General features: G+C 39.0%; 18 protein-coding genes and 1 tRNA gene. 8 read left to right on the forward strand and 11 right to left on the reverse strand.

Annotated features, from left to right (window positions below):
- Window positions 1-210: 210 nt before the first annotated feature.
- Window positions 211-286, forward strand: a tRNA-Ala gene (locus tag A2294_03900).
- An 85-nt stretch (window positions 287-371) separates the two neighbouring features.
- On the opposite strand, the gene A2294_03905 is transcribed toward A2294_03900, so the two are convergent.
- Window positions 372-1,181: a hypothetical protein gene (locus tag A2294_03905; protein ID OGH85103.1), complete on the reverse strand. Its 810-nt coding sequence runs from the start codon at window positions 1,179-1,181 to the stop codon at window positions 372-374.
- Between the two features lie 118 nt (window positions 1,182-1,299).
- On the opposite strand from A2294_03905, the gene A2294_03910 reads away from it, so the two are divergent.
- Window positions 1,300-2,376, forward strand: a complete 1,077-nt coding sequence (locus A2294_03910; protein ID OGH85104.1) for a redox-regulated ATPase YchF — start codon at window positions 1,300-1,302, stop codon at window positions 2,374-2,376.
- A gap of 19 nt (window positions 2,377-2,395) precedes the next feature.
- Here the strand turns inward: A2294_03910 and A2294_03915 are convergent, their stop codons facing one another.
- From A2294_03915 to A2294_03945, 7 genes are read right to left on the reverse strand one after another with little or no spacing between them, the layout of a single operon-like run.
- Window positions 2,396-3,610 carry a hypothetical protein gene (locus tag A2294_03915; GenBank protein OGH85105.1) on the reverse strand — a complete coding sequence of 405 codons (1,215 nt, stop codon included), beginning with the start codon at window positions 3,608-3,610 and terminating at the stop codon, window positions 2,396-2,398.
- A complete protein-coding gene (locus A2294_03920; GenBank protein OGH85106.1) occupies window positions 3,611-3,904 on the reverse strand; it encodes a hypothetical protein in 294 nt (97 codons plus the stop codon).
- The gene (locus A2294_03925; GenBank protein ID OGH85107.1) at window positions 3,891-4,460 is read right to left on the reverse strand and encodes a hypothetical protein; all 570 of its coding nucleotides are present in this window, start codon (window positions 4,458-4,460) and stop codon (window positions 3,891-3,893) included. Before A2294_03925 ends, A2294_03920 begins: the two co-directional genes overlap by 14 nt.
- Window positions 4,461-4,464: 4 nt before the next feature.
- Window positions 4,465-4,995 carry a hypothetical protein gene (locus A2294_03930; GenBank protein OGH85108.1) on the reverse strand — a complete coding sequence of 177 codons (531 nt, stop codon included), beginning with the start codon at window positions 4,993-4,995 and terminating at the stop codon, window positions 4,465-4,467.
- 15 nt (window positions 4,996-5,010) lie between these two features.
- Window positions 5,011-6,102 (reverse strand): hypothetical protein, encoded by a 1,092-nt coding sequence (locus A2294_03935; GenBank protein ID OGH85109.1) that lies wholly within the window; start codon window positions 6,100-6,102, stop codon window positions 5,011-5,013.
- 15 nt (window positions 6,103-6,117) lie between these two features.
- Window positions 6,118-7,206, reverse strand: a complete 1,089-nt coding sequence (locus A2294_03940; protein OGH85110.1) for a hypothetical protein — start codon at window positions 7,204-7,206, stop codon at window positions 6,118-6,120.
- A gap of 18 nt (window positions 7,207-7,224) precedes the next feature.
- Complete coding sequence (locus A2294_03945) at window positions 7,225-8,946, reverse strand: hypothetical protein (protein OGH85111.1); 1,722 nt, start codon at window positions 8,944-8,946, stop codon at window positions 7,225-7,227.
- A 128-nt stretch (window positions 8,947-9,074) separates the two neighbouring features.
- On the opposite strand from A2294_03945, the gene A2294_03950 reads away from it, so the two are divergent.
- Genes A2294_03950 through A2294_03970 form a run of 5 tightly spaced genes read left to right on the forward strand, consistent with a single transcriptional unit; the run spans window position 9,075 to window position 11,975 of the window.
- Window positions 9,075-9,611: a 30S ribosomal protein S6 gene (locus A2294_03950; protein OGH85112.1), complete on the forward strand. Its 537-nt coding sequence runs from the start codon at window positions 9,075-9,077 to the stop codon at window positions 9,609-9,611.
- Window positions 9,612-9,628: 17 nt separating this feature from the next.
- Window positions 9,629-10,087 carry a hypothetical protein gene (locus A2294_03955; GenBank protein ID OGH85113.1) on the forward strand — a complete coding sequence of 153 codons (459 nt, stop codon included), beginning with the start codon at window positions 9,629-9,631 and terminating at the stop codon, window positions 10,085-10,087.
- Window positions 10,088-10,089: 2 nt separating this feature from the next.
- The gene (locus A2294_03960) at window positions 10,090-10,311 is read left to right on the forward strand and encodes a 30S ribosomal protein S18 (protein ID OGH85114.1); all 222 of its coding nucleotides are present in this window, start codon (window positions 10,090-10,092) and stop codon (window positions 10,309-10,311) included.
- Window positions 10,312-10,360: 49 nt separating this feature from the next.
- Entirely contained in the window at window positions 10,361-11,377 is a 1,017-nt protein-coding gene (locus tag A2294_03965; GenBank protein OGH85115.1) for an EF-P lysine aminoacylase GenX, read from the forward strand.
- A gap of 37 nt (window positions 11,378-11,414) precedes the next feature.
- Window positions 11,415-11,975, forward strand: coding sequence for an elongation factor P (locus A2294_03970; GenBank protein ID OGH85120.1), 561 nt, complete (start codon window positions 11,415-11,417; stop codon window positions 11,973-11,975).
- Window positions 11,976-11,984: 9 nt separating this feature from the next.
- Here A2294_03970 and A2294_03975 read toward each other — a convergent pair whose 3' ends face one another.
- From A2294_03975 to A2294_03985, 3 genes are read right to left on the reverse strand one after another with little or no spacing between them, the layout of a single operon-like run.
- The gene (locus tag A2294_03975; protein OGH85116.1) at window positions 11,985-13,061 is read right to left on the reverse strand and encodes a recombinase RecA; all 1,077 of its coding nucleotides are present in this window, start codon (window positions 13,059-13,061) and stop codon (window positions 11,985-11,987) included.
- Window positions 13,062-13,074: 13 nt separating this feature from the next.
- On the reverse strand, window positions 13,075-13,755 hold the full coding sequence (locus tag A2294_03980; protein ID OGH85117.1) for a hypothetical protein: 681 nt from the start codon (window positions 13,753-13,755) through the stop codon (window positions 13,075-13,077).
- Between the two features lies 1 nt (window position 13,756).
- Window positions 13,757-16,000: a hypothetical protein gene (locus A2294_03985; protein ID OGH85118.1), complete on the reverse strand. Its 2,244-nt coding sequence runs from the start codon at window positions 15,998-16,000 to the stop codon at window positions 13,757-13,759.
- 170 nt (window positions 16,001-16,170) lie between these two features.
- Between A2294_03985 and A2294_03990 the strand changes: the two genes are divergently transcribed.
- On the forward strand, window positions 16,171-20,874 hold a 4,704-nt coding region (locus tag A2294_03990; protein ID OGH85119.1), incomplete at its 3' end, for a hypothetical protein.

A 20,874-nucleotide genomic window follows, 5' to 3' on the forward strand; every position in this document is an offset into this window, starting at 1 on the left:
GCCCCAGGTTTAGAAGCCAACAATCTACAAACCACCTCTGCTATCACTGCTACAGATTTATCCGCTTATGCCAGCGGCTCTGACATCACTGCAAAAGATGATTCTTTGATAAAAGCGGTTAAACCCTAAGTAATCTTTATCTGTAAAATGGTTTTTTATACCCTCTTGATTTATTTTTGGAGTTTGTTATAATTATTTTACGAAATGGATGGGCCCTTAGCTCATTTGGTAGAGCGCTTCCATGGCATGGAAGAGGTGAGGGGTTCGATCCCCCTAGGGTCCACCACAAGAGGATTTTGCTGTTGCAAAGTCCTTTTTTTGTTTTTTTGGTAATTAAAAAGCTCGAGCGGTTGAAAGCTCGAGCAGGTTTTTTAGCGGCGCAATTTTGCCGCCAGACCCCTTAAAATAAGAGGCAATTCCTCCATAGTTTCTACATAATGTGTGGCTCGACGCTGGATTTCTTCTGGGCAGTTGGGCCCAACAGCGATTCGGACACCAAAATTAAGTTGGAACATGGAAAGATCATTGACGTCGTTGCCGGCAATTATTACTCTGCGTCTTGGTATACCCAGATATTTTGCCAGAATTTCCACTCCTTTACCTTTATTTACTCCGCGACGAGTGAATTCGTGGAAGTGCACGCCGGAACTGTCATTGGTGGTGTGGTTTAATTCCGGTGGAATATCTTTTATATCGCCAACTAGGGAAAGACGGTGGGATCCTTGTTCCATCTCCTTTAAAAAATTTGTTTCATCTGGGGCTACGCGGCCAATAGAAATCCCAAACCACTTAAGGATTGCTTGGGGATTTTTTTCATTAAGAAAAAGCATCGTGTAGCCAGAACTAAAACTTGAGGAAGAAAAGGCGTAAGTAATATTGTGGCGGTTTCTTTTTATGAGAGAACGCAACATTTTTAGTTCTTGCCTGGAAAAAGCAAAACAAGAAATAATTTTGCCATCGGACTGACAAATGGCCCCGCCATTGTCAAACACGCCCGGACAATTAACAGGTAAAGCGCATTGTTCAATGCAGGTAGAGCTTCGACCAGTGGCTACGGAAAAAAGAATACCCAAATCCTGAAGATTCAAAATGGCTTTGTGTGTTGGTTCAAGAATGCGGTGATCTCCTCCTAGGATAGTCCCGTCAAGATCAGCCAGAAAGAGAATACTTTCATCTTTCAATTTTTTTCCTTTGTTAAATAGCTAAGGTTATCCTAGCAAAATCGGTGTTTTTGTCAACTGTTTGTTTAGTTAACATGTTGCCAAAAGTTAATTAACTTGTTATTCTGGATAAAAATATATGTCATTTTCTATTGGAATTGTTGGGTTGCCCAATGTTGGTAAATCTACTTTATTTAAGGCTTTAACTAAAAAACAAGCTTTAATTGCCAATTATCCTTTTGCTACTATTGATCCTAATGTAGGGATTGTGGAAGTTCCGGACGAACGTTTAAAACCTTTGGCTAAAATTTCTGAGTCAGTAAAAGTTGTTCCTACTACGATTGAGTTTGTAGATATTGCCGGGTTAGTTAAAGGCGCCAGTAAAGGCGAGGGATTGGGTAATAAATTTTTGTCTCACATTAGAGAGGTTGCGGCCATTGTCCAGGTGGTGCGCGGTTTTAGCGATCCGGATATAATTCACGTTCACAGTCGAGTTAGTCCTAACGATGATTTGGAAATTATTGGTTTGGAATTGGCCTTAGCTGATTTGGAAACTGCAAAAAAGCATATGAGTGAATTAAAAAGTAAGGCCAAGTCCGGGAGTAATTTAATTTTGGATCAAGAAATCAGTCTCTTTGAGAGAATTATTAAATTTTTGGAAGAAGGAAAGGCTTTAAGAAACTTATCTTTAACTGATGATGAGAAAAAAAGCGTTAAATCATTTAGTTTTTTAACTTTAAAGCCGATGATTGCGGTTTTAAATGTTGATGAGCCGGAAAAACAAAAAGAACAAACTTTGACTTTAAATTTTGACGGACCAATCATAGAAATTTCGGCCAAATTGGAGGCGGAGCTGGCGGATTTAAATCCGGATGAGGCCAAAGAATATATGGATTCTTTGGGATTAAAACAAACAGGACTGGATAAATTAATTTTGGCTGGGTATCAGTTATTGGATTTGATTACTTTTTTAACCTCCGGACCGCAGGAAACAAGAGCTTGGACGGTTAAAAAAGGAGCTAAAGCTCCGCAAGCCGCCGGGGTTATTCATAGTGATTTTGAAAAAAGTTTTATCCGCGGTGAAATTGTTAATTGGAAGGATTTTTTGGAATGTGGCGGCTGGGCCAAAATAAAAGAAAGCGGAAAAATGCGCTTGGAAGGCAAAGATTATGTAATGCAGGATGGCGATGTTTGTTTTTTTCATGTAGGGGTTTAAGGTAAAAAACTCCCATCTATTAAGATGGGAGTTTTTTTAATTTTACGATCTCTCTTTTAACTTTTTGTTCCGGCCGAAAGTATGATATTGTCTTTTGTTCTTCCGTGAATGCTGTTTTTTCTAAGAGGGGAATAATTTGCCAACCTATACCCTTAAGCTTTTCTTTTAGTGGCAAATTCACTTCTCCGATTATCGGCCAAATCATCACAACTGTTCCTCCGTCAGTTAAGATTTTGTGAAACTCTTTTAAAGATGAAGAGTATAGATCGGTTAATTGTTTTCTCGTTTGCAGTAATTGGTCTTTATTTTCCCCGCCTCTTAATGGAGGACCTAAAAAAGGTTCGGTAATGATAGCTTCAAATTTTTGTTGAAAACACTCACTTAATTTTTGTGCGTCGCAAACTTTTATCTCCGCCCGTCCGCCGCCCCAGGCCAAATTTTTTTCCGTATCGGTTATGGCTTTCGGACTATTATCACTGCCAAAAAGATTTTTGTAATTCATTAATCCGGCTTCGGTAAGAATGGTGCCTGAACCACAAAAAGGATCTAGCAGTTTAGCGGTTTTAATAGTTTCTGCCAAGTTAATCATTATTTTAGCCAGTTTGGGCGGCAACATTCCGGAAAAGACATCTCGGCCGGGACGGCCAAAATCACGTTCGCTGAATTTATCAAAAGGTTGGACTGCCTTGGTTTCCGCCAGCCAAATATTTTTTTCATCGTCAGCAAGTATTATTTCCGCGCCGCGCGGGCTTAACAATTTATTCATTTTTACGGTTACGGAAGAAAGATTATCCTCGTTGGAGGTGACCAGGCGAGATTTTATGCCATTTTTTTCCAGAGTATTTTTAATTTCCAATCCTAAATTTTTTAGAAATTTACTGGGGTTTTTTTTAATTGTCCGGTGGTTATAAAAACTTAAGCCAAAAAATACTTTTTTATTTCCCGCTCCTTTTTCTTTTAAAAGAGGAAGGGTTTTTTCTTTGATGGCCTCGGCTAATTTTTCTGAAGACATTTCGGGAGTAGTTTCTATTTGATTAAATACCAGGCTAATTTTAATTGTTCCCCCCAGTTCTTGCATTAAAAAAGGCACGTCTAAAATGGATTCGGACTCAATAACGCAAAAAGGCGTAGCCCACGCCTTTAAAGAAAAATTGATTTTTTCCTTTTTAAGAACCGAGTTTATTTCCGCCAAAGAAAGAAGAGGCTCTCGTCCCAGAATAAATAAATAGAGCATTTAATTAGCAAAGGGATTTTTTAAATCCTTAATATTTAAGACGGAGGTAGTTTTTCGTTCTTCAAATTTTTGAACTTTTTGTAGTAGGTCTAAATTAAGATTATCTACGGCCAGCTGTGACTTTAAGATAATGATTTCCTCGGCTTGTGTCAAGGTTAAATAGAATTTTTGGTACAAAAAGAAAACAAAAATAATAAAGGAAGCGGATAAAATAGCTGCTAAAATGTAAAAACCCAGATGTAAGCTTAATTCAAATTTGGATATTTTTTGGGAAAATATTTTATTCTTCCACATAAATACTTGTTTTAATACCTAAAGTGATTGGAGTTGAGGTGGTTTTGATTAAAGATGATAAATTAAAAGAAGTTGGCGCGCCTTTGCTGAAAGTTAACTGATTGATGGTAAGAAAATAAGTGTTTTTTTGCAGGAAATCAAGATATTCTAAAATATTGGGGTAGGTGCCAATAACTGTAATGTCTAAATCCAGAGTATAAAAATTTTCGGATATTTTATTGTAGTTGGTTGATAAATTAAGGTTTTGTTTTAATTGCAAAGAATCGGATTTATTTTCCAGAAGGGTGATAAAATTTATCTCCTGATTTTTTTTAAGAATTTTTTTGTTTAAATCATCGGCTATTTTTTTGGCTTCTGAAAGATGAGTTTGAGAACGATGAAATTGTTTGGCTCTTTCATATTTAGCTTCCAATTCCGTTCGCAAATCAACTATCTGTTTGTTAATTTGTTTAATGCTTTGATATTGAGGAAGAATAATCAGAAAAGCAATGATTACAAAAATTAAAAAGGTTCCGCCAATGAGATAAATGAATTTTTTTTCTTGCAAATTAAACATATTTTTACTTTAAAATCATTTCCCCTTTAATTTCAAAATCAATATTTTCTTTGGCTGTTAAAACAGTAATGGGTATTTGCGGATTTTTAACCACTGCGGCTATTTCTAAATTTTTTTGATAATCCAGCAAGTTTTGTCGACTCAAAGCTTTTCCTTGTAGAATGATAGTTTGGCCTTTTTTTTGTAAATCCACACCGGAAAGACTAATTCCGTCATTTTTAATATTGGATAATTTAACCAGATAAACAGACCAATCATTATAAGCAAGATTGGCTAAATTGGCCTTTTTAAGAATTTGATTGATGTTCATTACTTGATTATTAATGGATTTGTTTTCTGCTTCCATAGAAAAGGTGGTTTGTTGAAGTTTTTCCAAATTGTCATTTAAAACTATTTTGGCCCAAATTAAAAAACTTCCGATAATGGCGCTGTAAAGTAGCAACAATTCGGCAATAATTTTAAAGAAAAATAATAAATAGATATTGTAAAGAATTTTTCTTTTTTCCGGAGGAATTAAATTTAAAGTGGTTTTCATAATTTTAAGCTCCGCTTATAAAATGATGGGCATTTCTATTGCTCTTAGAGCCAGACCAATGGCCGTGGTATAGGAAAGGGATTCTTCTTGCGTCATGGGCTCCTGTCCTTTAGCATAAATGTTAACCCAGGGATTAGCTTTGCGGATTTTTATTTTTAATTTGGCGGAAAGAAAATTTTCCAAAGCCGGCAAATTAGAGCCACCGCCGCAAAGTCTGATGCCGGTGAGATGATTTTTTTCCGGAAAATGAATTTTATAAAATTGAATGGCCTGGGAAATTTTTTCCGTCAAATCAAGGAGTATTTCTTCTAAAGCTTGATGCAATTTTTCCCCGCATTTATCTTTTTGCAAGCCGCATTCTTTTTTAAGTTTTTCCGCCTCGGCAAATTCTAAAGACAGGGCTTTTTGGATCTTTTCGGTAATTTGAATACCGGAAATAGGCAAAGATAGAGAAAATTGAATTGTGCCATGATCAAAAATAATAAAGCTGGAACGGGTAGCGCCTAAGTCTAAAATACCACGTGATTGCATGGATAGATCTTTTTGTCTGTTGATGATGGCGCGAGTAATGGGCAAGGCCTCTACTTCAAAAGCCAAGGGAATCAGCCCGGCGATATTTAAAAGATAAGTGTAAGGGTCAACTATTTTTTTAGGGGCGGCGGCTAAAAGTATGGAGTGATCCAAGTGATCCGATTCTTCATCTATTTCTTGCCAATCTAAATAAATTTCGTTTGGTTCATAGGGCAGGTAAGAGGGGATAGCCGCCCGGACTTCATTTTCTGCAACTTTGTCCTTAGGCTCTGTTAAGTGAATATTAATAAGCTGGACGTAGGTTTTTGTTTCCGGTAAGCAGGTGACAGTCCAGGGTATTGTGTTTAGTTTGACCCCCTTTTTGGATAAATGTTCTTTAAGAAGGCGGATGATTTCTTCCGGTTTTAAAATTTCTCCATTAACTATTAATCCTTCCGGCAGATCAAAAGAAGACGCGTGGGCCAGCTCATATTTAAAAGATCCGCGCGCGATTCCGCGTTCTTTTAATTGAATTATTTTTATAGACCGATCTCCCAAATCCAACCCAAAGGCTTGTTTAAAAGGATTAAAAATCATAGTGTGGTCGTCTTTTTAAATGGCTTGTGATAAAGAATACATAGGCATGATTACCGCTACGGCCAATCCGCCCACCGCAATGCCTAAAATTATAATGATTAGAGGTTCAATAATGGTGGAGATGTTTTTAAGAATTTGATCCACTTCATCATTATAGTAAAGAGATATTTCGTTTAAAAGATTTTCTACGGTTCCGGATTTTTCTCCCACCATAATCATTTGCGTCACTAAAGGAGGAAAAATTTTGGGATAATTAGCCAAAATTTCCGAGATCATTTTTCCCGTCTTTATTTCCTGCGCCGTTTGGCGCAAAGCTTCTTTATAAAGCATATTTCCCAAAACATCGGCTGTAATATTTAAAGCATCAATAATGGGAATAGCGCTTTTTAAAAGAGAGCTAAGGGTTAAAGAGAAGCGCGCCAGGTTAATTTGTTTGGCAATATTGCCAAAAATGGGCAAATGCAAGATTAAATTATCCAGCCCTCGGGAAAATTGGGGCTTCTTTTTTAAACGCAAGAATAAGACAGTCAAACCCGCCAAAGCAATTAAAACTAAAAGTCCGTAGTGAAGCAAAAAATTGCTTGTACCAATTAAGACGCGAGTGGGCAAAGGCAAAGGAACATTCATTTCTACAAAAATGGTAAGAATTTTAGGCAAAACAAAAACTATCATTTCCGTCCCAATTCCCAAAATAGCTATCAAAATTACAAGCGGGTAAACCATTGCCCCTCTAATTTTAGAGGTCATGGCGTAAGTTTTTTTCATTTGTTCCACTGCCTGCGCCAAACTTTCATCAAGTTTGCCGGAAATTTCTCCGGCAGCGATCATTTTTACGTAAATTGGCGGAAAAAGTTGGGGGAATTTTTCTAAAGTTTCCGAAAGAGATTGACCTTTTTCCACATCCTGGCTGATTTGGTTTAAAAAGTAGCGCAATTTTTCACTGCTTGATTGAGCTGTGACAATTTTTAAGGCTTCTACAATGGAAAGGCCGGCCTTAATCATTACCCGCAAATTTTCAAATAAAAAAATCTTTTGGGAAAATTTAATCGTTTCCAGTTTGAATCTTAGTTCTTTAAGCCAGGATTTTTGAGGGGTTGAGGCCATAAAAATATAAAAAACTGTTTATTCTTTGGTGGCGGACAAAACTTCTTCTATGGTAGTGATTCCTTTTTTTGCTTTGATAATGCCATCTTCTAACATAGTGATAAAACCGTCCTCTACGGCGGCTTTTTTAATTTCTTCCACCGTAGACTTTTTGTTAATCATCTCCGCAATTTTTTTATTAATCACTAGAATTTCATAAATACCCACGCGTCCTTTATATCCCTCGTTGTTGCATTTGTGGCAACCGGCGCCGCGATAAAAAGTCCAGCTGTTTAATTTTTGTTCGCCGGTTTTTAAACAATCATTTTTCTTAAATAAGTCCAGCATTTTTTTGGCATCCATTATATTTTCCAAATCTTTTATATTTTCAGCCGTTAATTTAAATTCTTGTTTGCAGTCCGGGCAGATTTTGCGTACTAGACGCTGGGCTACAATGATATTGGCAGTAAAGGCTATTAAGAAAGAGGGGATGCCCATATCTAAAAGACGCGGAATCGTGGTAGGAGCATCATTGGTATGAAGAGTGGACAAAACAATATGCCCGGTCATAGCCGCGTGAATGGCAATTTCCGCCGTTTCGGCATCACGAATTTCTCCCACCATAATAATATCAGGATCTTGGCGTAAAAAAGCGCGCAAACCCGAAGCAAAGGTATAGCCCACGCGGGGGTTAATTTGGCTTTGATTAACACCGCCGACATGGTATTCAATAGGATCTTCAATGGTGGAAATGTTTACCCCGGATTTGTTAAGCATGTTTAAAATTGAATAAAGAGTGGTTGTTTTTCCAGAACCAGTAGGCCCGGTGACTAAAATTATGCCATGGGGCATTTCAATATTTTTTTCTATCTTTTCTTTATCCTCGGGTAAAAAGCCCAATTGGTCTAAAGTTAAAGGCTTAGATCCCTCGTGCAGAATTCTCATGACGATTTTTTCTCCATCGTAAACCGGCATAATGGAGACGCGCAGGGAAAAATTTTCATCTTGCAAAACCAGTTTAATGCGCCCGTCTTGCGGCAACATGTGTTCATCAATTTTAAGGTTGGCCAGAATTTTAATTCTGGCAATAATGCCGGATTGCACCTGTTTGGGCAAGGTCATGATGGGACGCAAAACTCCATCTACGCGATAACGCACCGTCACTTCTTTTTCCAACGGCTCTATGTGAATATCCGAGGCGCCTTCGTAAACCGCGTGTTCCAAAATGCTATTGACAATATTGATAATAGGTAAGTCTTCCGCTATTTTTTTAAGTTGAGCGGTATTTTCTCCTTCTGCTCCCGGTTTGGCAATAGTCAGTTCAGATTCCAAAGTGGCGTGATATTTTTTAAAAACATCTTTTAGAGAACTGGGGGAAGTGAGATAGGGTTTAAGAACGGAGCTGGTTTTTCTAGAGATAAATTCAATCGTTTGCAGATCCAGAGGATCTTGCATAGCTACTTTTAATTCATTCCCTTCTTTGGCAAAGGCCACAATTTGATGGGAAATAGCCAAAGCACTGGGGATAAGAAAAAGAAGATTTTTTTTGATCTCGTAATTTTTAAGATTAATAAAAGGCACTTTTAGGTAACTGCCAATGGCCTCGTAAAGTTTTTCTTCATCCACTAAATTGGCCCCCACCAAGTATTCTTCTAAAGTCTGATGTTTTTTGTCCGCCTCACTGACCGCTTTGGATAAAACGGTTGCTTCTAGCAGTCCCGTTTCTTTAATTAAATTTTTAATTGCTTTTTGATCAAACATATAACTGTATTATAGCAGGAAATCTCAGGACTTGCCAAAATTTTAGCTCTATGTTATAGTGATCTCACTTAAAAAATAACCTTTGAGGGCTTAAAGAATCCTCAAGACAAGGAGATTTTATTTAATTTATGCAAAATTACGATTTATTTTTAATTTTATCCCACAATCTGTCAGAAACAGAAGTGCCTGTCAAAGTGGGCAAAATCAAAGATTTTTTGTCTTCTTTGGGAGCGCAATCTTTAATTTCTTCGGATTTAGGTCGACAAAAATTAGCTTATGCTATTGATCAAAACAAGACAGGTTATTTGTCTAATATTTTCTTTTCTTTAGAGCAAAATCAGGTAGATGCGGTTAAAAAAAATTTAACTTTAGATACAGAGGTTGCTCGTTTTATGTTAACTTTAAAGAAAAATGTGGTTGTGCCTCTTCAAGCTACTCCCATTACTTCTGTTTTTGAAAAAACTCCCTTTACCCACGCTAAAGTAGAGAGATCTTTTCATACTGCTACCCCCGTTGAGACTAACGTCCCTGTGGCAGAAAAAACAGAAAAAGCGGAAAAAGTAGAAAAGACGGAGAAAACGGAAAAGAAAGACAAAGAAATGGATTTAGCCGATATCAATAAAAAGATTGATGAAATTTTACAGCAAGACAATTTTATTGTATAATTGCTTAAAATTATTAAATATCAAGTATGAATTTAAATAGAGCCATGATTATTGGGAATTTAACCCGTGATCCAGAATTAAAAACTACCGCTACCGGCAAAACCGTTGCTCGTTTGGGCGTAGCCACCAGCAATGTTTGGGTTAATGATGCCGGAGTTAAACAGGAAGACGTGGAATTCCACAACGTAGTGGCCTGGGGCAAGTTAGCGGAAATTTGCGGACAATATTTGGCTAAAGGCAGAAAAGTTTATGTGGAAGGCCGTTTAAAAACCCGCGATTGGGTTGGTCAGGACGGTGTTAAAAGAAATCGCACGGAAATAATTGCCGAAAATTTAATCATGTTAGATAAGGGACAAAACCAGGGTCAAGGTGGGGCCGCCTATGCTCCAAAACCAATTGCTCCAGTAGCAACTCCGGCCGCCGCTCCTTCTAACGGTTCTGAAGAAGAAATTAAATTAGAAGACATACCATTTTAATTATGAGAAAGAAAATTGTTAAGAAAAAAATTTGCTATTTTTGTCTGAATAATGTGGAAGACGTTGACTATCGCAATGTGGCTGTTTTAAAGCGCTTCATTTCTTCTTTTATGAAGATTGCTCCGCGCCGCCGTAGCGGACTTTGCGCCATGCATCAAAGAAAAGCCGCTCGGGCCATTAAAAGAGCGCGCGAAATGTCCCTGCTTCCTTACTTACCAGAATAAAAATTAGGACCCCGGCGCAACCGGGGTTTTATGATGGAGAAAAATTTATATGCGCTGGCAAGATTTAAAAAACAATCCAAGATTAAAAGAAAATTTAATTAAACGCGCGGAAACTTTTAAAAAAATCCGTTATTTTTTTGATACTGCAAATTTTGTAGAAATGGACACTCCTTTGGCTGTGCGTTATGGCAATCCCGAGCCTAATTTGGATTTATTTAAAACGGAAATACAAAATGAAAAAGGGGAAAAATTTAAGTCTTTTCTTATCACTTCTCCCGAATTATCTTTAAAAAAAATTTTGGCCGGTGGCTTTCCTAAAATTTATCAGATGTCCAAATGTTTCCGCAATCGGGAACCTTGGAATGCCACCCATAATCCGGAATTTACTTTGTTAGAATGGTATGAAGTGGGAATTACCTATTTAGAATTGATGGAAAGAGTGGAGGGGTTGCTGAAAGATATTTTAGGCAAAGAAAAGATGATTTATCAAAAAAAAGAAATTCATTTGTCTTCCCCGTGGCTTAAAATTTCTATGCGCGAGGCGTGGCAAAAATATGCGCTCCTTGATTTGAATAATTATTTAAATTTTGATACAATGCGCTCACTAGCCAAAGAAAAAGGCTACACTATAAATGAAGGTGAAACTTGGAGTGATTGGTTTTTTAAAATCTTTTTAACGGAAATCGAACCGCAATTGGCTAAGGAAAACAGGCCGGTTTTTTTGTATGATTATCCTAAAGAAATGGCGGCTTTGGCCAAAGTTAAAGAAGATGGCTTGTATGCGGAAAGATTTGAACTTTATTGGAGCGGAATGGAATTGGCCAATGGTTATGGGGAACTTTTAAATGCTGAAGAGCAAGAAGAAAGATTTAAAAAGGAAGAGGCGGAAATATTTAAAGAAAAAGGAGAAGAAAGAGAAATGGACCAGGATTTTATCAATGCCTTATCAGAAGGTATCGCGCCTTGTGCCGGAGTAGCTTTGGGAGTTGATAGAGTAGTGATGCTTTTAACAGATTCCAAAGACATTGCGGAGGTGGCGCCGTTTTTGGCGAGGGAGATGTATTGATAAAAATTAAATTATAAAAAATATAATAAAAATGTTTATGGCTTCTATCAACGAGATTTCTAAAGAGACAATTTTACGCTTGAATGGTGAAATATATTTAGTCACCGAGTTTCAACATGTTAATCCGGGCAAAGGATCGGCTTTTGTGCGCACCAGATTGCGCGGCATCAAAACCGGTAAAACCATGGAATTAACCTTTAAATCCAATGAATCAGTAGAAATTGTAGAAGTGGAACGCCGTAAGATGCAATATTTGTATAACAATGGCGAGATGTATACTTTTATGGACAATTCCACTTACGAACAATTAGAAATTAACGTTAGCTTGTTAGAAGGCAAAAAAGAATTTTTAAAAGAAGGGTTAGATGTGATGGTGATTAAATTTGAAAGTATCCCGTTAAGCATTCAATTACCCAACAAGGTGGCCTACAAAATTATTCAAGCAGAGCCGGGTGTAAAGGGCGATACTGCTTCCGGTAATGTTTCCAAAGAGGCTACGTTGGAAACCGGACATATAATTAGAGTGCCGCTCTTTATCAAAGAGGGCGAAGAAATTATTGTAAATACAGAGACGGGGGAATATGTGGAAAGAGCTTGACAAAAGCCCTTATTCTTCCAGCGGTGGTTCTTCGTCTTCTTCATCTTTTTTACCCGCGGCGTTAGCTTCTATAATTTCCGCTTTTTCTTTTTTAGCCACCTCTTCCCAAACCTTGTCTTTTATTTCCGCAATCAAATTGGGATTGTTTTTCAAAAAAGCTTTGGCGGTTTCACGTCCCACGCCCAATTTAATATCGCCGTAAATGTAACTGTTACCGGATTTATTGATTACTTTTTCTAAGACGCCCAAATCTAAAACATCGCCGGAAATGGAGATACCTTCGTTGTACATGATATCAAATTCGCAAGTTCTAAATGGCGCGGCCACTTTATTTTTGACAATTTTTACTTTAACGCGATTGCCGATAATTTTTTCACCTAATTTGATTTGGGCGGCGCGGCGTACTTCTATTCTAACTGAAGAATAAAATTTTAAAGCGGTGCCTCCGGTGGTGGTTTCCGGATTGCCGAAGAAGACTCCAATTTTTTGACGAGTTTGGTTGATGAAAATTAAAACAGTGTTGGATTTGCTAATGATGGCAGTGAGTTTACGCAAGGCCTGGCTCATGAGTCTAGCTTGGAGACCCATGTGGGAATCGCCCATATCGCCTTCAATTTCCGCTTTAGGCACGAGTGCCGCTACCGAGTCCACCACAATAACGTCCACACCATTGGATCGAACCAAAGTTTCTACAATTTCCAAAGCTTGTTCACCTGTATCCGGCTGGGAAATGATCAAGTCTTTTGTGGTGACGCCAATTTTTCCGGCGTAATCCGGATCAAGGGCGTGTTCGGCATCCACAAAAGCGGCGGTGCCTCCCGTTTTTTGCAATTCAGCCACTACGTGCAAAGCCAAAGTGGTTTTACCGGAGGCTTCCGGACCAAAGACTTCTATAATGCGTCCGCGGGGCACTCCACCCACGCCTAAGGCTAAATCTAAAGATAAACAGCCGGTAGGAACAGCTTCCACTTGCATTTTTTTGGCTTCCCCCAAGCGCATAATAGAACCATCGCCAAAGCGTTCTTTTATCTGGCGAATTGCCTCCTCCGCGGCTTCAAATCTTTCGTTGACAACTTTTTTGGACATACACATTTTTTAATTATTTTTTTAAAGAGACATCTTCTTTCTTCTCTCGATAAATCACATTTCTAATTACAGTTTGGGACCGACTGTGCTTTTTAGCAGCTGTAATAATAATTTGGTTACTTCCCGGATTTAAAATGATATCTTCAGAAAAATTTCCCAAACTGTCACTGACGGTTTCCACCCCGTTAATTTGCACTGTTAGTTCCGGCAAAGTTTTTCCTTTAACACTCAAAGCTTCTTGCAAACTAACTTCTCCTTCGGTTGGTGTTTCCAGGTCTAAGGCTGGAGCAATAAAAATTCCGTTTATTTCTATTCCTAAATAAATAACCAATATCATAACAGCGCTAAGTGCCAAAAGCTTTCGCCAAAGCAATGGCCAGCTTTTTAAACGACAAACGGGGATAAAATTATTTTCCTTTTTTTGGCAATCTTTTCTTTCCTCTTGGTAATCGTTTAAAATTTTTTGAGGGTTTAGCCCCAACAATTCAGCGTATCTTTTAATGAAATTTTTAATGTAGATTTCCCCTGGCAATTTATTATAAAGGCCTTTTTCCAAATTAGCAACAAAAGACGGGCAAATGGAAAGTTGTTTGGACGCGGAGACAATGGAAAGACTCCTTTTTTCTCTTTCTTCAATTAAAATTTGCACAGCCAAAGGTTTTGAGGCTATTTTTTTACTGGAGAAAGTGACCATATTAAAAATTTAATTCTTCCGGAACGGCGTCATCGTCATTGGTTTCCTCTGTTTTTTCTTCCTCTATCTTAGTTGATTCCGGGTTTTTAATCAAGATTTCCCGTGGTTTGGCTCCGTCAGCCGGACCAATAAAACCTTGCGCCTCTAATAAATCAAGCAAACGAGCGGCACGGGCATAACCAACCTTAAGACGGCGTTGCAAAAGAGAGGCCGATCCTTTTCCGGCTTGGAGCAAGACAACTTTAGCTTCTCCTAAGAGGGGTTCATCTTCATCTCCTCCGCTTGTTTCATTGCCAAAAGCCAAAATACCTTGTTGCTTGGCTACCACTTCATCTATATACTGAGGCACGTCTTCATTTTTAAGAAAGTCCGTCACTTTTTTAATTTCCTCTTCGGAAATATAGGCGCCTTGCAGGCGTTGAGGCTTGCTCATATCAGGAGCGCTCCAAAGCATATCGCCGCGACCTAAAAGTTTTTCTGCGCCGGAGGTATCCAAAATAGTGCGCGAGTCCATTAAAGAAGCTACGGAAAAAGCCATACGAGCGGGAAAGTTGGCTTTAATAAGTCCGGTAATAATATCTACGGAGGGTCTTTGGGTAGCCAAGATTAAGTGAATACCTACCGCGCGCGCCATTTGGGCCAATCTCACAATAGATCCTTCCACTTCCGCGCCGGCAGAAACCATCAAATCGGCCAATTCATCAATAACAAAAACAATGTATGGCATTTTTTCTTCCATTATTGCATTGTATTCTTTAATGTTGCGTTTGCCGGCTTTGGATAAAAGTTCAAAACGGCGCTCCATTTCACCAATAGTCCAGCGTAAAGCATTAACGGTTTTTTGCGTGTCGGTAATTACCGGCGTTAACAAATGGGGAATGCCATTGTAAAGATGCAGTTCCACGCGTTTGGGGTCAACAAAAATAAAACGCAAAGTTTCACTGGTGTGGCTAAAAAGCAAACTTAAAATTAAAGCATTAAGATAAATAGTTTTACCCGATCCGGTGGCGCCGGCAACCAGTAAATGCGGTAAAGTGGAAATATCGGTAAACCAGGGACGTCCGGAAACATCTTTACCAACTACCACTTTTAAAGTTCCGCGGTGTAATTGCCAGTCCTTTGATTCTAAAAGTTCTTTAAGAGAAACTATGGCAATTTTTTGATTAGGCACCTCTACTCCCACCAAAGACTTTCCCGGGATAGGGGCTTCAATTCTAATGGGGTGGGCGGCTAGGGCCAAAGCCAAATTGTCGTTTAAAGAAGTGATGCGAGTAAGTTTAATACCATCAGCCGGTTTTAAAGAATACTGCGTGACAGTAGGGCCTACTTTAACGTCCCCCATTTCTACCGGGATGTTAAAATTTTGAAAAGTTTTTTGAATGGTAAAAAGATTGGCTTTGACATCACCGGCCGAAGGCTGGGATTTTACCGTAGTTAAAAGATTGATGGGAGGCAAATTATGGGCCAGCTTTTTAGAAACTAAAGGAGCATCAAGTAATGCTTCGTCAATCTCGTCTAAATTGTCATTTTTTTTCTGTTCAATTTTAGTTTCCTGGTTTGTTTTGGTTTCAGTTGGTTTAAAATCTTTAATTTTTTGCGCTTGAAAAGATAATTCCGGTTCAACAAAATTTTCTGCTTGGTTGTATAAAGGAATGGAAGTATTTTTTTTGGCAAATAAAGATAAAACGCCGATAATTATTTTTCCAAAAGTGCCTAATTTGAGCAAGATATTTTTTTGCGTTTGCAACAGTGCGGCTAAGGTAGTGTTTAAAAGTAGAATTATGGCGGCTAAAAGCAAGCCGATTAAAATTATTAAAGTGGCCCAAAAACCAAAAGCGTATTGTAAAAAATAGCTTGTGATATATCCTAAAAGTCCTCCACCTTGGCCTGCTTTGGCTGCTAAAAAAGATAAAACTATTGGCTCGTAAAGATGAATTAAGCCGGTTAAACTAATAATAAAGAGAAAAAAACCCCAAAAATGGCGTGTGTTGCCGTTGTAGGGACCGCTGAATTCCACTAAAAAGGCAGTTAAGATTAAAACCAAAGGAACGGTTAGTCGCAGTTGTCCAAAAATGACTCCTAAAAACCGATTAAGATATGCTCCTGCTGTTCCCCCTAAATTAAAGTAGCTTAAGACACAAATCCCCGCCACAATCAGGAGTATTATAACCAACAAACTGCGTTTAATTTGCGGAGCATTTTTTTCTTTTCTGTTCTTTTCTTTGGTTCTTTTATTTTTGGACATAATTTTTATTCGGGGTCGGGTTTTTTAAAGGATAGAGCCATTATAACAGTTTTCTCCTGTTTTTATCAAACTTAATTAATTGTTTTTGATCTTGTGGATAAAGAAATTAAAATTGCAGATTAAAAAGTGGTATAATATCATTAACAATTAAGCCTGCCATAATGAACCGGATGCTTAAAGAAAAAAAACAGGGAAGTTTTAAACCCAGTCTTTTAATTTTGGGTATCTTTTTTGTTTTCTTTTTTGTTTTAACTGCTCAAAATTTAGCCCAAGCAATCAATCAGCAAATAACTTTTCAAGGTAAATTAACCGATGCCAGCGGTAATAATTTAGCCGGAACTTATTATCTTAAATTTAGCATTTACGATGCTTCTACCGGCGGTTCTTGTCAGTATACCGGAGCAGGTTCCTGCGGTTCTGTGACAACTACGCCCGTCACCCTCACTAGTGGCATTTTTTCCGTTAATTTGGGTGATACGGATAACAGTCTTAATGCTTTGCCTGCCACTTTATTCAATGCCGACGCTCTGTATCTTGGTTTAACCGTTTGTTCCGGCCCTAATACTGGTTGTGATTCGGAAATGACCCCGCGTAAAAGAATTACAGCCTCGCCTTACTCCTTTAACTCCGATCGCCTTTCCGGTTTGGCCACTTCCACTTCCGGCGGAGACGCTTCTTATATTCCGGCCACGGATTCCTCCGGCAATCTTAGGATTTCCAATTCTTTTTACGCCGCCACTTCCACTTCCGGTCAGTTGGGGTTTGGCACTACTACCGTGCCAAGCGGGGTTAAAGTTTTTTTAGACAGCACTACTGCTTCCAATAAGTTGCTGGTACTGCGCGCCAATTCCAGCCAAACAGGCAATCTCACAGAATGGCAAAATAATGCCGGTACTGCTTTGATGACAATTAACTCATCAGGTAATATTTCCGCCTCCGGTACTTTACAAATTTTTGCCACTTCCACTTTGGCCACCTCTACTATTAGCGGTTATTTGGGCATTGGCATTACTGCGCCACAATCCGCTTTAGACGTCGTTGGTAATATAAATTATACCGGGTTATTAAAAATTAATAATGGAACATTTTTGTCTACAACAACAGGATCCAACAGCTTAGCCATAGGAGTAAGTGCTGGGCATAGTTCCAGCGGTTCCAATAACATTTTTATTGGAAATTCCGTAGGAAGTGCTAATAGCGGTTCGGGTAACACTTTTTTGGGTTTTCAAGCCGGGGTTTATAATACAACAGGAAATGATAATACATTTATAGGTTATGATTCCGGCCGGTATAACGAGACAGGTTACCAGAATGTTTTTGTTGGCAAATACGCTGGTCGGGCAAATATTTCTGGACATGATAATACGTTTTTAGGAATTAGTTCCGGTCAACTTCATACCACGGGTTATAATAATACTTTTATTGGGGAATTATCCGGCGGTAATAATATCAGCGGTCAAGCTAATGTCTTCTTGGGGTACAGCGCCGGTTTTAATGAGACCGGCTCTAATAAACTTTACATTGCCAACTCTAACACTGCCTCGCCTCTTATTTATGGCGAATTTGATAATCAACTAATACGTATCAATGGCGACGAGCAAATAATCGGTTCCGCTACCTTAAGTGATGGAACAACTTCTTCAACTCTTTCCAAAAATTCTTTCATCCTTGCGCAGGATTCTTCTAATGATCTAGGCAAGTTTTATGTAGATTCTTCCGGCAACCTTTCCGCTTCCGGCACTCTTGGCATTTTTGGCAACACCACTCTGCAAGGTTCTCTTTCCGCCACTTCCAACACCTCCTCTCTGCGCAGTCTTTTACTGTCTTCTTTAACTTCAGCTCCGAATGTAGCGGCCGGTACTCTTTACTTTAACTCCGGCGATGGTAAATTTTATGGCTACACTTCTGCCGGCACGGCTGTAGATTTGGGAGCAACCGGAAGCGGCACCAATGATTGGGGCAGATTCGCTTCTACTTTTGGAGCTCCTGCTTTGATGACTTCCTCTACCTACCCGGTTTGGTTTGATGGGGCGGTGTATGCTTCTTCTACTTTAAATCTAGGTGGCAATGCTACAGCTGGACTTAATAACCTGACCATTACCTCTGGACGAACCGATAGTGAGAACAGTTTATTTGATATTAAAGATTACGCAGGTAATAGCCTTTTAAGTTTTGCTACTTCAACAGATTTCTTTGGAGGGACATTTTTGTCTGTAGGGAATAACTTAAGTAATAATGGAGCTGGTGTTTTAATTTTAAATGGTGACGCTAGTAATAATGACGGGTTTTTAGGTTTTACAGACCCGGCAAGTAATTCTTATTTAAAGGCTTATTTAGGAGGGGATGAACCTGGTGGTATTATGTTGACAATGGGTGATAGTAATACCACCTCTTCTTACAGTTGGAACGGCATAAGATTAGGTGGAACTTATAGTGGGACAGATCCGTTAGACACCGGCAAGTTTTATGTGGATGCCGCAACCGGTAATATCTCCTCTTCCGGCACTCTTGGCATTTTTGGCAACACCACTCTGCAAGGTTCTCTTTTAGTCACTTCCGGCAATATTGGCGTGGGTACTTCTACTCCCGGAGCCAAATTGCATTTGGCCGGCGGAACAATTTTACAAACCGTAGAGAGCGCCCCCAGTATTTTAAGCTCTATTACTCATGCTAATTTTAGTAACCCTAATTCCGTGGCGGTGTCCGGTCATTATGCCTATGTTGGCGATACCGGCTCCCATTATTTATTTGTCATTGATATTACTAATCCTAATGTTCCGTTTGTAGTCGGCTCTTTTTCTAATGACTGTGTAGAGGCCAGAATACAAGTGGTCGGACGTTATGTTTATTCCGGAGACACCAGCAATGACAGTCTTTGCATTATTGATGTTGCCAATCCCTCGGCTCCGGTTTTGGTCTCTCAAATATCTGACGCAACTTATTTACCTGATCCCGAGACTATTTATGTCTCCGGCAAATATGCTTATGTAACCAATCCTGTCGGCAAGAGATTAACCATAGTTGATATTTCCAATCCTTTAAATCCTGTAGTTAAGGGTTCTGTCACTCACACCACTCAATTAAGCGGAGCGGAAGGTTTATATGTGGTGGGTAAGTACGCTTATATTTCGGCTTTTCAATATTTTACAATCGTTGATGTTTCTGATCCCACCAACCCAACAATTGTTGGTAATGAGAATAATGGTTATTTAAACAATGTTTCCTCGGTTTATGTCTCCGGCAGATATGCTTATGTAGTTTCCAATAATGGTTTAGATAGATTTGTTGTAGAGGATATTTCCAATCCAGCCAGTCCAAGCATGGCTGGTTCTTCATCTCAAATTAACGCAGGAGGATTATATGTTTCCGGCAGGTATGCTTACTTAACCGCCGGCGCCACAGTTGGCACGTTAAAAGTTATGGATATTACCACGCCGGCTTCTCCTTATGTAATCACCTCCGTTAGTTTGTCCAATCCCGCCGGCGCCATTTATGTCTCGGGTAAATATTTGTACACCCTGCGTCCGGGGGCTACTGATTACTTTTCTGTTGTTGATTTAACCGGTATTGATTCTCCGGGCGGCAACATTGGCAATGTCTCGGCTTCGGATATCACAGTTAATGATAATATGGATGTGGGAAATAATTTATACGTGCGCAGCGGCTTGAACGTTGGCGCCGGAGGCTTATTACTTAATGGTGATTTTGGTATGTCCGGAGGAACTACCAATACCTTAAGTTTTTCCACCTCCACTGTTTTTACCAGCGCCGCATCCAATTACTCCGGCAACCGCGCTTTTACTTTTGATGCCACCAATTTTTCCGTCTTTAACAGCGACAGATACATTTTTTCTTTACGCTCCAATAATTCCAAGGTTTTTTCCGTATCTTCCAATGGTGACGTAAGAGCTTCCGGAACTTTGTATGCCTTAAGTAACACCGTGGGCACCCCGGGTACTCCCGGAGATTTATCCGAAAGAGTGGATATTGTGGAAGGAGAAAATGTAGAATCCGGCGATGTAGTTATTATGGATACGGAGTTGACAGATACTTATCGATTAAGCAAAACATCTTACGAAAAAACCGTAGCGGGAGTTGTTTCCACCAACCCGACTATTGTGGTGGGTAATGGCAAAACAGAATACACCGCGGCAGTGGCCATGATCGGTCGCGTGCCTGTTAAGGTTGTTTCAGAAAACGGCCCAATCAAAATTGGCGATTATTTGGTGACAGCTTCTAAACCGGGCTTTGCTATGAAATATGACATTAGCTCTGGTAAAACAGCGGCGATTATTGGTGTGGCCCTGGAACCGTTGGAAGGGGAAGAAGGAAAAGTTTTGGCTTTAGTTAATAGTAGCTTAGCCCCGGGATTCAGTTCTGTCGGTAGTACTGAATTAAACATTTCTTCTACAAATAATAATCAATTGGTAATGAATGCCGATTGGGATTTTAATGGTTTTAGTATTTTTAATCTTAAGGCTTTAAGAGGCAAAGATAATAAATGGTATATAGATGAAGAAGGAAATTTAGTGGCCGAATCTGTTAGATCTAATAAAGTCCAAACCAAAGAATTGATAATGGAAAAGGATACGGCCGATAATTATTCCACAGTAGGAGAAGGAACAATAAAGAGTGGAGAAAATTTTGTGGAAATTGACAATATCGCCATTAAAAAAGATAGTAAAATTTTTGTCACCTTTAGAGGCAACCCTGGTTCTTTCTGGTGGATTGCGGATCAAAGCGATGGCAAATTTAAAATAATGTTAAGCAGTTCGGCCAGTAGCGATACCATTTTTGATTATTGGTTGATGGGTGTTTTGGACAGTTCCCTTAGCTCTCCCGCTTCCGTAGAGGAGGCAGATCAAAATAATTCA

Source organism: Candidatus Magasanikbacteria bacterium RIFOXYB2_FULL_38_10 (assembly GCA_001783145.1).
Taxonomy (GTDB): Bacteria; Patescibacteriota; Patescibacteriia; order Magasanikbacterales; family UBA10003; genus GWC2-40-17.